The 13,756-nt window shown below is 33.4% G+C and carries 11 protein-coding genes; 3 read left to right on the top strand and 8 right to left on the bottom strand.

Annotation, left to right across the window (positions count from 1 at the left end; all coding sequences use genetic code 11):
- Positions 1 to 46 precede the first annotated feature (46 nt).
- Positions 47 to 2,137 (bottom strand): outer membrane beta-barrel protein, encoded by a 2,091-nt coding sequence (locus B4L98_RS01950; protein WP_291049779.1) that lies wholly within the window; start codon positions 2,135 to 2,137, stop codon positions 47 to 49.
- Between the two features lie 115 nt (positions 2,138 to 2,252).
- Here B4L98_RS01950 and B4L98_RS01945 point away from each other — a divergent pair, with 115 nt between their 5' ends.
- Complete coding sequence (locus B4L98_RS01945; RefSeq protein ID WP_147279960.1) at positions 2,253 to 2,687, top strand: hypothetical protein; 435 nt, start codon at positions 2,253 to 2,255, stop codon at positions 2,685 to 2,687.
- Between the two features lie 68 nt (positions 2,688 to 2,755).
- Here the strand turns inward: B4L98_RS01945 and ftsY are convergent, their stop codons facing one another.
- The 6 genes from ftsY to B4L98_RS01915 all read right to left on the bottom strand — a co-directional run bounded on the left by ftsY (position 2,756) and on the right by B4L98_RS01915 (position 8,028).
- Positions 2,756 to 3,718, bottom strand: coding sequence for a signal recognition particle-docking protein FtsY (gene ftsY, locus B4L98_RS01940; protein ID WP_219034146.1), 963 nt, complete (start codon positions 3,716 to 3,718; stop codon positions 2,756 to 2,758).
- Positions 3,719 to 3,842: 124 nt separating this feature from the next.
- Complete coding sequence (locus B4L98_RS01935) at positions 3,843 to 3,992, bottom strand: DUF4295 domain-containing protein (RefSeq protein WP_084106961.1); 150 nt, start codon at positions 3,990 to 3,992, stop codon at positions 3,843 to 3,845.
- 14 nt (positions 3,993 to 4,006) lie between these two features.
- Entirely contained in the window at positions 4,007 to 4,189 is a 183-nt protein-coding gene (rpmG, locus tag B4L98_RS01930) for a 50S ribosomal protein L33 (protein WP_038337065.1), read from the bottom strand.
- An 11-nt stretch (positions 4,190 to 4,200) separates the two neighbouring features.
- Complete coding sequence (gene rpmB / locus B4L98_RS01925; RefSeq protein ID WP_038337064.1) at positions 4,201 to 4,437, bottom strand: 50S ribosomal protein L28; 237 nt, start codon at positions 4,435 to 4,437, stop codon at positions 4,201 to 4,203.
- An 82-nt stretch (positions 4,438 to 4,519) separates the two neighbouring features.
- Positions 4,520 to 6,175 (bottom strand): apolipoprotein N-acyltransferase, encoded by a 1,656-nt coding sequence (gene lnt / locus B4L98_RS01920; RefSeq protein WP_291077400.1) that lies wholly within the window; start codon positions 6,173 to 6,175, stop codon positions 4,520 to 4,522.
- 209 nt (positions 6,176 to 6,384) lie between these two features.
- Positions 6,385 to 8,028 (bottom strand): M1 family metallopeptidase, encoded by a 1,644-nt coding sequence (locus tag B4L98_RS01915; RefSeq protein WP_291077398.1) that lies wholly within the window; start codon positions 8,026 to 8,028, stop codon positions 6,385 to 6,387.
- A gap of 615 nt (positions 8,029 to 8,643) precedes the next feature.
- Between B4L98_RS01915 and B4L98_RS01910 the strand changes: the two genes are divergently transcribed.
- A complete protein-coding gene (locus tag B4L98_RS01910; RefSeq protein ID WP_291077404.1) occupies positions 8,644 to 8,970 on the top strand; it encodes a tRNA-binding protein in 327 nt (108 codons plus the stop codon).
- A 380-nt stretch (positions 8,971 to 9,350) separates the two neighbouring features.
- Positions 9,351 to 11,252: a molecular chaperone DnaK gene (gene dnaK, locus B4L98_RS01905; RefSeq protein WP_125349684.1), complete on the top strand. Its 1,902-nt coding sequence runs from the start codon at positions 9,351 to 9,353 to the stop codon at positions 11,250 to 11,252.
- 162 nt (positions 11,253 to 11,414) lie between these two features.
- Here dnaK and B4L98_RS01900 read toward each other — a convergent pair whose 3' ends face one another.
- Positions 11,415 to 13,679 (bottom strand): NADP-dependent malic enzyme, encoded by a 2,265-nt coding sequence (locus tag B4L98_RS01900; RefSeq protein ID WP_291077396.1) that lies wholly within the window; start codon positions 13,677 to 13,679, stop codon positions 11,415 to 11,417.
- Between the last annotated feature and the right edge of the window lie 77 nt (positions 13,680 to 13,756).

The raw sequence follows: 13,756 nt of genomic DNA, 5'->3' as shown, positions 1-13,756 counted from the left end.
AAATAAACAAAAAGAGAATCCTAAGGATTCTCTTTTTGTTTATTTATTAAAACGTTGCAGCTCCTGCAGTTTCATTTTCTAATTTTCGGTTGATATTTGTTTTCTTACCTGTAGCAAAATCAAAGCTCAAACCAACAACAAACATCGATTTATTATCCCAAATTTTCCCAACACGAGAATAATCTACATATTGTTTGTCCATCGTTTTTTGCTTGTAAGTCGACGGCATGCCGATCCAATACATTCCAGTAGAAAAAGTCCAATTATTGTATTTATAACTCGCAAAAGCATGGTTCATGTTTTCTTGTGTGTACAACAATGCTCCGCCCAGCGTATAATACGGAATATTAAATTGATAATCTACACGAAAGTTTTTGTAAACAGATGATAATGCAAAATAATTTCCGATATAATCATTCTTCAAAATTCTACCATCTTTCGTTTTAAAACGCTCTGTTGCTGGTGCTACATTCACTTTTACCGTTAAAATATCCGTTCCAAAAGGTTTGATAGAACCTGTAATTTGAACACCGTAACGTTGCGAATTTTGAGCATTTTCGTACGTTAATTTATACCCTTCTACATTTCCATTGATGATATTTTGCAAATACAATTGATTGATCGGATCTTTTGTATAATAATAAAATGCGTTTGTATTTAAATCAAAATATTTTGAATTGAAGGAATAAATCAAATTATTTCCAAACGATTTCTGAATGGTTAAATACGGATTTCCTTCTTGTGTAATATTTTCCACAATCTGAATCACGTTTTTACTCAATGCCGAATTCCAAGGACTTGTTGGCTTATATGAACTCGAAAAACGTATATTTTGATTCTTCGCTAATTCGTAACCTAATACTAATTTTGGCGTAAACGTCCATGTATCTGTGTTTGTATCTTCATTCTTGTTATGAACATTCGTCAACCCAACACCTAAACGATACGACAGTTTTTTCGCTTTTCCAGAATATTCAGAATAGATATATTGTTCTAAATAATTTACTTTATTATTCGAAGGACCATTCAAGTTTTCTAATTTATTATCAATCGAATTATTCGAAATTCGATAACCAGAATTTAATTTTCCTTTCTCGAAACTATGTGTATACGCTATTTCTCCTACAATTCCTTTTTGATCAGCTTCTAAATTTGTCAAATAATTATATTGTTCAGCACCAGAAATTGTTTCCCATTCGCGCGTTTCGTCAATCGATTTCGTTGTATACATCGATCCAACTACATTTAAACTTAACTCATCTTTCTTTCCTAATTTTCTCGAATAATAAAGATCTAATGTTGGTTTTGAATAATTAGAATTAGAATGTTTATAGGTTGAATGATTGTTTAATAAACTATTTTGATAGAACAAACTTGTGCCATTCGCATAAGCAAAACTCGAACTGATATTCATATCCAACTTTGCTTGAAAAGCATATTTATCCGAATCCGAATTGGTATATCGCAATGCAATTGTTTGATCCGTATATCCAAAATATTCGTTGCGCTGATTTTCTGTTCTGTAATGAATATTATTTAAGTTATAATCATAAATATTCATCGAAGTACGATCTTTATAATCTCTCAGATAAATGTTATACTCTAATCCAAAGTTACTTTTTCCTTTCGTAAAATTCGCATAAGCAGAACCATTTATAAAACCTGTTGTAAACGCCGAAGTGAGATCCGCACCATATACATAACCATTTTCTGGATTACGCGTAATCAAATTCACCACTTGATCTGCACGATTTGCATAACGCGCTGGCGGAATATCAAAATACTCAACACGCACCACATCTTGCGGTTTCACAGCACGAATTTGATTATCTGTTGCCTCAATTCCATTAATCAATAACAAAGTCGTTCCACCTTTTGTACTTTGTATCGTATTCGAAATTGGATCAACTTGTAATTCTGGTAACGTATTTAACAAATCTTTTGCGTAACGCGCTTTTTCCAACGCTTCTTTATCGAAGGTATAAACTGTTTTGTCCGCAAACATTTTTTTGCGTTGCGATTGAACTAAAACTTCTTTTATTTCGATTGGATTATAGTCGGTTGAGTCCTGCTTTTCATCTTGTCCAAAAGCAAAAATTCCTGATAATGTAACAGCAAGTACAAAAAATTTCTTCATGGTTAATTCTTCTATTAAGAGTTAGTGTATATTTATATGACGCATGAAGAACAAATAAGTTACATAAGAATTGCAATTATTTTTGATAACTTTACGCTAAACAAGATTTTTGAGTTTGAAAAAATTATTTCTTTTTATCGCACTTTTTACAAGTTTCAATTTATTATATGCGCAAGAGCAAGCCGAACGTTCGTTGACAGAATATCGTGTCGAAAGTTTTCAAACGCCTTTAGTTACGAAAAAAATGCTATACGATTGGTTAGGAAAATGGGACAATGTTTTGTACACTGAAAACAATCAACCGTTGTTAGTTTGGTCAAATAAAAATATCATTAATGAATCAAATGAAACTTTTACTTTGATTGCATCGAGTGTAGAAAATGATGAAGAAATGTATGGAACTGTTCAGATTTTGACAAGCAAAAAACAAGATGCTTTAGCGAAAGATTCTCCTTTTAGAGAATATTTAAACGAGTTTCTAAAAACCATTTCGAAGAAAGAAAATAAAAACAAAAAGTTTTATAAAGAATATATTAAGGTGATTTATTAAAACTATATCATAAAAAAATCCTTCAAGACAAACTTGAAGGATTTATATTTTTATAGGAATTAAATTTCTTAATTATTTCGTTTGAAAAAAGAATCGACAAACTCCATTTTATTGAAAGCTTGTAAATCATTGATTCCTTCACCAACACCAATATATTTAACTGGAATCTGAAATTGATCTGAAATCCCAATTACTACTCCTCCTTTTGCTGTTCCATCTAATTTTGTAACCGCTAAAGAAGAAACTTCTGTTGCTTGTGTAAATTGTTTCGCTTGTTCAAAAGCATTTTGACCTGTAGAACCATCTAACACTAATAAAACTTCGTGAGGCGCATCAGGAATTACCTTTTGCATCACACGTTTTATTTTAGTTAACTCGTTCATCAAGTTAATTTTGTTATGCAAACGTCCTGCTGTGTCAATCAAAACAACATCTGCATTTTGCGCAACTGCCGACTGAATGGTATCAAATGCAACCGAAGCAGGATCAGAACCCATCGCTTGTTTTACAATTGGTACACCTGCACGATCCGACCAAATTACCAACTGATCTACAGCTGCCGCACGAAACGTATCTGCCGCACCAAGAACTACTTTAAGTCCTTGAGATTTGAACTGAGAAGCCAATTTACCAATCGTCGTTGTTTTTCCAACTCCATTTACTCCGACCACCATAATAACATATGGCACATCTTTCTTTGGAATCGAAAAACCATTTGTATCTTCGATATTATTCTCGGAAAGTAAGCCTGCAATTTCTTCGCGAAGAATTAAATCTAACTCAGAAGTCGAAACATATTTATCACGCTCTACGCGTTCTTCTATTCGACGAATAATTTTGATCGTTGTTTCAACGCCGACATCAGAAGAGATCAATACTTCCTCTAAATCATCTAAAACCTCATCGTCTACTTTAGATTTACCTACTACAGCGCGACTGATTTTATCGAATAGAGAAGTTTTAGATTTTTCTAATCCTTCATCTAATTTTTCTTTGCTTTCTTTACCTAATATCTTTTTGAACCAACTCATTAATAAGCTAAATTTCTTAAAATTTTGTACGAAGATACATAAAATATAAGGAAATAAAAAAGCCGCCCTGAAAACGAGGCAGCTCAATTAACCTTAAATATTTTTTGTTAAGGAGATGATTTGATTATTTCGTGAAGAAAGAATCTGCTTCATCAGCGTTAACTACTTTTTCAACAAATACGTAAGCTCCAGATTTTGGAGATTTTACCATTTTGATAACTTTGGTCATTTTTTTAGACCCAGTTTGTAGGGTTGCTACCGTTTTCTTTGCCATCGTCTAAAATTTTATTATTTAATCTCCTTGTGAATTGTATACTTTTTCAATACTGCGTTGTATTTTTTCAACTCAATACGATCTGGAGTATTTTTTTTGTTTTTAGTTGTGATATAACGAGACATTCCTGGCATACCACTTTCTTTATGCTCTGTACATTCTAAAATAACCTGTACTCTGTTTCCTTTTTTTGCCATGGTGTCTTAAATTATTTGATTAAACCTTCTTTACGTGCACGTTTAACAGCCTCATCAACTCCTAATTTGTTGATTGTTTTTAAACCGTGTGCAGAAACTCTTAATGTAATCCACTCACCAGTTTCTGGCATAAAAAATCTCTTTTTGAACAAATTCACTTCAAAAGTGCGTTTTGTTTTATTATTAGCATGAGAAACATTGTTTCCCACTAATCTCTTCTTACCTGTAATTTGACAAATTTTTGACATCTTATTTTGTATTGTCCTATTTTAAACGGAGTGCAAAGTAACAAATTATATATTACTTATACAACTCTTTAGGTTATTAATTTTATATTTTTTTCTTATTTTGTTTATATAACAACTTCTGCGCAAGAGTATAAGCCAAGATAATTCCCATTACCAACAGCGCTATTCTCGCGATTACATCGCCATATTTTGTATAAAACGTTAATTCACTATTCATTAAAATTGTACCATTTAAGGCACCCTGCTCTCCATATGGTAAAGACTTCATTATATCTCCTCGCTGATTAACGAAAGCCGAAATACCTGAATTTGCAGATCTAACGATAGCGCGTCTATTTTCAATAGCTCTCAAATTACCATATAATAGTAATTGACGATGACCATCGGTAGAGCCCCACCAAGAATCGTTGGTCATTGTGAATATAACATTTGCGCCTTCTCTCACATATTCTGTTGTATAGTCCCCGTAAATAGATTCGTAACATATAACCGGAGCAACAGTAGCGTTGTTTGTTTTATTCTTGAAAACAGAACGATGAGGTTGAATCCCCAACGTTTTTGTTGTGCCGCCAAAGTTAAGCATAAATTCTCCAATAATTGGCATTAAAATGTTTCGATATGGAAAAATTTCTACTCCAGGTACTAATTTACTCTTATGATAAACTTCTATAGAATCGTTTCCACTTATCTGCAAAGCCGAGTTATAAGCGTCGTACCACGTAATTCCATCTCTCATTACAGATGCCGTTTCCGATGCTAAAGATTGCATTGGATAAATTCGCATAATTGATGCTCCTGTTACAAAATGTAAATCTTTTTTGGTTTTTGTCCATTGTTGAATGTCTTGTATAATTAAATCATCATACATATTATCAAAAATCAAAGCAGATGATCCAGGTACGGCAGTTTCTGGCGCAACAACGAATTGAGTTTTTGGTTGAATATTTTTCAATGCCAATTGTTTCAATTCGTCATAAATCTGCAAACCATCTTTCATATACTTTTCGTTGTATGGATCAAGATCTGGCTGAAGAACTAACACATCAAGCACTTTTCCTTTTTCTTCGTAATTCGCATAAATAATATAAGAAATACCAATTGGAACAGCGATTAATAATCCAGCATAAATACCTAATTTGTTTAGATATCTCATTTCTTTCTTATTAATATAAGCTGTCAAATAATAGAATACCGTAATATTAACTAACCAAATCCAAAGTGCACCTCCAAAAGTTCCTGTGTACTCGTACCATTGCACCCATTCGTAATATTTTGCAAAACCATTTCCTAGGTTAAACCAAGGCCAAGTTAGTTCCCAGTTCAAGGTTAGTTTGTCAAAACTCATCCAAATCGCAGGAAGAAAAACCAATCCATACAGATTACCAGCTTTTGTTTTGACAAAATGATACAACTGAAAAACAATTGACATAAACAAGGAATTCGCCACAACTGGAATCAAATAAGCGCTCCACGAATTGTGCAAATCTCCATTCGCGTCTGTTTCTTGTGCATAATGCAACCACCAAATTACAATCGCATTCCAAATGAAGAAAGCTAAAAACGAAAGTCCGAAAATTTTGCGCCCTTTTTTCTTGAATTCTGCGCGTTGCGTGATTTGATGTTCTGCTAACATCAAGGGTACAAATCCTATAAATAATAACAATGGAAAGCCGTGCGATGGCCAACCTGCTGTTAATAATAATCCCGATAAGATTGCGTATGCAATGTATTTTTTCATGTCACAAATTTATAATTTCATCATTCAATAACCGATGATATTTGTTTGGAATATTTTTCTTTTTACAACTATACTCAATGGTTTACTTTTTTATTTGAAGCCTTGACAAGGTTTTGAACCTTGACAAGGCTGTTGTTGATGAGAACCTGAAACAAGTTCAGGTTGACATTCATTGTCATGTTAAACTCATTTCAAGTTCTCATTCATTTTTAATATATAATATGCGTATCGATATAATAATTTGGATTAATTGTTACATCAATCGCTTTTGTAATTGTTGAATTATTAATTGTTTGCCAATTAGTCGTTGGATTGATTGTTACATCAGAATCTTTCAAACGTAAAGGCATTGTAAATCCATCCACAACATTTGTATAGCGATATTCAACTTTATTTCCATTTTGTTTAAGTTCTAAAATTGGAACTTTAACTGTTCTTAAATATTGATTGAAAAAAGCATTCAAATTTAATCCAGAAAACTTCGCAATATAATTTTCGATTTGCTCTGTAGTTACAGTTTGATGATAAAATTCTTTGTTTAATCCACGCAACATTTGTCTAAATTTTTCATCATTATTCATCCACGTTCTCAACGTGTGAATCATATTTGCACCTTTATAGTACATATCACCACTACCCTCTTGGTTTACACCATACACGCCGATAATTGGAATATCATTTTGGATTGCCTTTCTCGTTCCACGCACATATTCGCTTGCCGCATCCTTTCCATAATAAGTTTCTGTGAACAACGTTTCCGAATAAGCCGTAAATGCTTCGTGAATCCACATATCTGCCACATCTTTTTCGGTAATATTATTCCCAAACCATTCGTGACCAGCTTCATGAACGATGATAAAATCCCATTTTAACCCCCAACCAGAACCTGATAAATCACGACCTAAATAACCATTCTCAAATTTATTTCCGTACGCAATTCCAGATTGATGTTCCATTCCCAAATGCGGTGCTTCAACAATCTTGAAAGAATCTTCGTAAAATGGATAAGGTCCAAACCAATGTTCGAAACTTTTCAACATCAATTTTGCTTGTTCAAACTGCGATTTCGCTTTATCAATATTATAATCTAACACATAATAATCTAAATCCAATTTACCTTTTTCACCTTCAAAAGTATCTTTGAAATTGACATAATGTCCGATATATGGAATAATGTTATAATTATTGATTGGATTGACAACTTTCCATGTAGAAATTGTTTTACCATTTTTCTCTTTTTTAGAAACTAATCGTCCATTACCAACTCCAACTAAATTTTTTGGCGTAATAATTTCCAATTCCATTCCATTATCTGGCTCATCGCCTAAATAATCTTTGTTCGGAAACCAAGCACTTGCGCCCAAACCTTGTACCGCAACAGACATCCAATCGCGACCTTTTTCATCTTTTGCAAAAATCCAACCGCCGTCCCAAGGTGCTCTCACTGCAACACGAGGATTTCCGTTATATTCTAATTCTAATTGATTTGAAGTATTCTTGATAATTTTTCCGACATTAATAAAATAAACATTTCCATCACGTTTGAAATCAGAGATTTTCTTTCCATTCAATTTTACAGCCGAAACCATCATCGGATCTTGTAAATCGATTTGCAATAAATCTGATTGTTGAGGAGCAGTTTTATCAAAGGTAATTGTAGTTTTTCCTTTTATCGATTTTGACTGATAATCTGGCTCTACACTTACTTTATAATGTTTGACATCCCACCAATTTCGGAATTCATTATTCGTCCCGCGAAGCGAATCTTGTCGCGTAAACTCTTGTTTGTTATTAAGTACTTGTGCATTTGTTGTTATCGAGATCAAGCCAAGTAATAGTACTAATTTCTTCATAGTCATTTTTAAAACATATCAAAAATAAGATTATATATTTGATAAATAAGCCAAAAAGCTATGATTACAGAAAAATTTAAGGAAAGAATAAATTATTTAAAAAATAATCACTTAATCGTTGAAGCATTGTACGAAATTTTAGATGAATTGAAATTAAAACATAATGCTTTTACAGGTTTTACGTTTCGAGAAGAAATCGATCCAAAAGGTTTTTTATTGACTGCAGAAGGTGAAGAAAAAACAGGAATTACAATTCGTGTTCCGCGTAATATTCTTGATTTTGATTTAGTATTACTTTCCAATGTTTTGATGCACGAAATGGTACATGTTTTTCAGCGTTCGGGCGAAAATCAAATTGAATTGCGAGAAGAACGCGAATGGCAAGCGTATACAGAAATGATTTTTCATAAACAATTTCCAAACGTTCCTCCATTGACTAATTTTTACATCAAACAATTTGGCGAAAAAGCGTTGACGTATTATAACCGAATGCCAGATAACATGAAAACGAAATATGCGAATGAAAAAACTGATTTAGAAAAAATTCTGCAAACGATTTACGACAAAGAGAATAAACCAAAAGAAGAACCAAAACTTGAAAATAATACTGAAACAATTTCTTGGCAAGATTTCGAAAAAGTTGATATGAGAATTGGAACAATTATCAGTGCAAATGATTTTCCGAAAGCGAGAAATCCTGCTTATCAATTAGAAATTGATTTTGGTCCGTTAGGAATCAAGAAAAGTTCGGCACAAATTACGTCGCTTTATAGCAAAGAAGAATTGATTGGAAAACAAATAATGGCTGTGGTTAACTTCCCGAAAAAACAAATTGCCACTTTTATGAGCGAATGTCTCGTGATGGGTGTGTATGGAAATCAGAAAGATGTTATTTTACTCCATCCCGAACGAAAAGTAGAAAACGGAAGTAAGATTGGGTAATATTGAGACTAAGACTAAGACTAAGACTGAGGTTAAGGCTGAGATAAAATTTGAGTTTGATTAAAACTGATGAGTAAACAAACTTTTAAAACAATTATTATTTTCTCACAACATAGATTGAGATTGAGACTAAGACTGAGATAAAGTTTGAGTTTAAGTATATAACTTAACGCTGACATTTTATCAACCAATAAACTGACTTTTTTATCGATAAATAATCAAATCATTAATCATAATCTGACAACCTGACATCTAAAATCTATTGGATGTCATTTTTTTTATGTTGGCACAAAGATTGACTATTCTGTTGTAGCATCATTTTTGATGGTGTGTAAAAGTTTAAAATAAATCATTAATAATATAAAAAATAACTAAACAATATGAGCAAAATAATCGGAATCGACTTAGGTACAACGAACTCTTGTGTTTCTGTAATGGAAGGTAGCGAGCCAGTTGTAATTCCAAATGCAGAAGGTAAAAGAACTACTCCATCTATCGTAGCATTCGTAGAAGGAGGAGAAATTAAAGTTGGTGATTCAGCAAAACGTCAAGCTGTAACAAACCCAAAGAAAACGATTTATTCTATTAAACGTTTCATGGGAACTAAATTTAATAATGATGCAGATGAAATCGGTCGTGTTCCTTATTCAGTTGTAAAAGGAAACAATGATACGCCAGCAGTTGATATTGATGGACGTAACTATACTCCACAAGAGATCTCAGCAATGATTTTACAAAAAATGAAAAAAACTGCTGAAGATTATTTAGGACAAGAAGTATCAAGAGCGGTAATTACTGTACCAGCTTATTTTAATGATGCTCAACGTCAAGCAACTAAAGAAGCTGGTGAAATTGCAGGTCTTAAAGTAGAACGTATTATCAACGAGCCTACTGCTGCTGCATTAGCTTACGGATTAGACAAAGCAAATTCAGATAAAAAAATCGTTGTTTACGATTTAGGTGGTGGTACTTTTGACGTATCTATCCTAGAATTAGGTGACGGTGTATTCGAAGTATTATCTACAAACGGTGATACTCACTTAGGAGGTGATGATTTTGATGATGCAATCATCAATTGGTTAGCTTCTGAATTCCAAGCGAAAGAAGGTGTAGATTTGAAAAAAGACGCAATGGCTTTACAACGTTTACGTGAAGCTGCTGAAAAAGCTAAAATCGAATTATCTTCTTCTGCTCAAACAGAAATTAATTTACCATACGTTACAGCTAACGAAACAGGACCAAAACACTTAGTTGAAACTTTAACTCGTTCTAAATTTGATCAGTTAACAGAAGATTTAGTTCGTCGTTCTATGGAGCCTTGTAAAAAAGCGTTATCTGATGCAGGATTATCAATCAACGATATCGATGAAGTTATCTTAGTTGGTGGATCTACACGTATGCCAAAAATCCAAGAAGAAGTAGAAAAATTCTTCGGTAAAAAACCATCTAAAGGAGTTAACCCAGACGAGGTTGTTGCAATTGGTGCAGCTATCCAAGGAGGTGTATTAACAGGTGATGTAAAAGACGTATTATTATTAGACGTTACACCATTATCTTTAGGTATCGAAACTTTAGGAGGAGTATTCACAAAATTAATCGAAGCGAATACAACAATTCCAACTAAAAAATCTGAAGTTTTCTCAACTGCAGTTGACAATCAACCAGCAGTAACATTAAGAATTGGTCAAGGAGAGCGTCCATTATTCAACGATAACAAAGAAATCGGACGTTTTGACTTAGTAGATATTCCACCAGCACAAAGAGGTGTTCCTCAAATCGAAGTAACATTTGATATTGATGCGAATGGTATCTTGAGTGTATCTGCAAAAGATAAAGGAACTGGAAAAGAGCAATCAATCAAAATTGAAGCTTCATCTGGATTATCTGATGCTGATATCGAAAGAATGAAAAAAGAAGCGCAAGAAAACGCTGCAAAAGACGAAGAAGCAAAACAAAAAATTGAAAAAGTAAATGCTGCTGACGCATTAATTTTCCAAACGGAAAAACAATTGACTGAGTACGGAGATAAAATTCCTGCTGACAAAAAACAACCAATTGAAGAAGCTTTAGCTGAGGTTAAATCTGCTCACGCTGCTCAAGACGTTGCTGCAATTGATGCTTCTATGGAAAAATTAAACACAGCTTGGAATGCTGCTTCACAAGAAATTTATGCTGCAATGAACGAAGGTCAACAAGGTGGTGCGCAAGCTCAACCAGGTGCTGATCAAAGTCAAGCAAATAATGATGGTGTTGAAGACGTAGACTTCGAAGAAGTTAAATAATAGAATTTCATTTATCAAATAGGAAAGCCTCGCATTGCGAGGCTTTTTTGTGTTTATTTTTAAATAAATAGTTTATTAAAAAAAACCATCTCGATTTCATACAAAATAAAAAAATCCACTTAAATAATTTAAGTGGATTTTTTGTATTCTAAACTTTATGTTTTACTGATGTTGTTGTGCATCAATCACAGCAATAGTGACCATATTCACGATTTCGCGAACAGTACTATCCAATTGTAACAAATGAATTGGTTTTTTCATTCCGATCAAAATTGGTCCAACCGCTTCTATATTTCCTAATTCTTGTAATAATTTGTACGAAATATTCGCTGATTCAAGATTTGGAAAAACTAACGTATTCGCATGCGTTCCTGCTAATTTAGAAAACGGAAAATTACTTTGTAATTTCTCTCTGTTTACTGCGAAATTTGCCTGAATATCACCATCAACAATAATTTCTGGATAATTTTTATGTAAATAATTTACCGCATTCTGAACTTTAGAAACCGTTTCTCCTTTATTCGATCCGAAGTTTGAATAAGACAATAACGCAATCTTTGGTTCAATTTTAAACTTCTTAATTGTTTCGTTAAATTGCAATGTAATGTTGACCAAATCCTCTGAAGTTGGATCTAAATTAACCGTTGTATCACCTAAGAAAACTGGTCCTTTTTCTGTCAACATCATATACATACTCGCAACTTTTTGACCTTGCTCCGCTCCAATTAATTCTAAAGCTGGACGAATCGCTTGCGAATAATTTTTCGTCATTCCCGAAATCATTGCATCTGCATAACCAAACTCGACCATACATGATCCAAAATAATTACGATCTCTCAATAATTTTTTCGCGTCAGATTTTGAGATTCCTTTTCGTTGACGTTTCGAGTAAATAAAATCAACGAATTGATTGTATCTATCCGAATCTTCTTCGGCATTTGTATCAACAATTTCAACATCTTCCAAATCCAACATATAATCTTTAATCATTTGTTGAATTTTATTTTTCTTTCCTAAAATAATTGGAATAGCGATTTTTTCTTCCTTTACAATTTGCGCTGCACGAAGAATTTCGAAACGATCTCCTTCAGCAAAAACAACACGTTTTGGATTTGATTTTGCCGTTTGTGTCAAATTACGCATAATCGTACTTTCTTTTCCGATTCGCTTAATCAATGACAATTTGTATTCTTCTAAATCTGTAATGATATTTTTAGCAACACCAGTTTCGATCGCCGCTTTTGCAACCGCAGCCGAAACTTCTGGTAACAAACGTGGATCATTAGGTTTTGGAATAATATAATCTTTTCCAAATTTGATCGAATGATTATTGTATGCTTGCGTCACAACTTCAGGAACTGGTTCTTTTGCTAATTCTGCAATTGCTCGAACAGCAGCAATTTTCATTTCCTCATTAATTGTCGTCGAACGAACATCTAACGCTCCTCTAAAAATATACGGAAACCCAAGTACATTATTCACCTGGTTTGGATAATCAGAACGCCCAGTTCCCATAATAATATCTTGACGCGTCGCAACTGCTAAATCGTACGCAATCTCTGGATTTGGATTTGCCATTGCTAACACAATTGGATTTTCTGCCATTGTATTCAACATATCTGCTGATAAAACATCTGCAGCCGATAAACCGATAAAAACATCTGCATCTTTAACAGCATCTGCCAATGTCGAAATATCACGATCTGTTGCCCATTCTGCTTTAGAAGGATCAAGATTATCACGGTCAGAACGGATTACGCCTTTACTGTCTAACATCACGATATTTTCTTTCGTTGCACCAACAGAAATATACATTCCTGTACACGAAATTGCCGCAGCACCAGCTCCGTTTACTACAATTTTAACTTTAGAAATATTTTTTCCTTGTAATTCACATGCATTAATCAACGCTGCACCAGAAATAATAGCTGTTCCGTGTTGATCGTCGTGCATAACTGGGATATTCATTTCAGCTTTCAAACGTTTCTCAATTTCGAAACACTCAGGCGCTTTAATATCCTCTAAATTAATTCCTCCAAAAGTAGGCTCTAAAGCTTTTACCGTATTGATAAATTCATCAACATTTTTTGTATCCAATTCGATATCGAAAACATCAATATCAGCAAAAATTTTGAATAGAAGACCTTTACCTTCCATCACCGGTTTTGAAGCTACCGCACCAATATCTCCCAAGCCTAAAACGGCTGTACCGTTACTAATAACTGCAACCAGATTTCCTTTTGCTGTGTACTTATAAGCATTTTCTGGATCTTTTTCAATCTCTAAACAAGGCTCCGCAACACCTGGTGAATAAGCAAGCGATAAATCACGTTGTGTATTCGTAGGTTTTGTAGGCACTACTGCAATCTTTCCTGGTTGACCCATTGAATGGTAATTCAATGCATCTTTCTTACGATTGTCATTCATTTCTCTGTGGTTTATATTTTTTCAAAATAAATTTAGGTAAAATATATTCAACCCACTTATGACAGATGTTAGATTTT

Source organism: Empedobacter sp. UBA5528 (assembly GCF_002426075.1).
In the GTDB taxonomy this organism is placed as follows: Bacteria; Bacteroidota; Bacteroidia; order Flavobacteriales; family Weeksellaceae; genus Empedobacter; species Empedobacter falsenii_B.
The sequence above is the reverse complement of the archived record's forward strand: the minus strand, read 5'-3'. Positions and strand labels throughout refer to the sequence as shown.

Bases quoted from the DNA above. Each gene is read 5' to 3' on its own strand.
- B4L98_RS01950 (WP_291049779.1), bottom strand. From the start codon at position 2,137: ATGAAGAAATTTTTTGTACTTGCTGTTACATTATCAGGAATTTTTGCT.
- ftsY (WP_219034146.1), bottom strand. From the start codon at position 3,718: ATGAGTTGGTTCAAAAAGATATTAGGTAAAGAAAGCAAAGAAAAATTA.
- B4L98_RS01935 (WP_084106961.1), bottom strand. From the start codon at position 3,992: ATGGCAAAGAAAACGGTAGCAACCCTACAAACTGGGTCTAAAAAAATG.
- rpmG (WP_038337065.1), bottom strand. From the start codon at position 4,189: ATGGCAAAAAAAGGAAACAGAGTACAGGTTATTTTAGAATGTACAGAG.
- rpmB (WP_038337064.1), bottom strand. From the start codon at position 4,437: ATGTCAAAAATTTGTCAAATTACAGGTAAGAAGAGATTAGTGGGAAAC.
- lnt (WP_291077400.1), bottom strand. From the start codon at position 6,175: ATGAAAAAATACATTGCATACGCAATCTTATCGGGATTATTATTAACA.
- B4L98_RS01915 (WP_291077398.1), bottom strand. From the start codon at position 8,028: ATGAAGAAATTAGTACTATTACTTGGCTTGATCTCGATAACAACAAAT.
- dnaK (WP_125349684.1), top strand. From the start codon at position 9,351: ATGAGCAAAATAATCGGAATCGACTTAGGTACAACGAACTCTTGTGTT.
- B4L98_RS01900 (WP_291077396.1), bottom strand. From the start codon at position 13,679: ATGAATGACAATCGTAAGAAAGATGCATTGAATTACCATTCAATGGGT.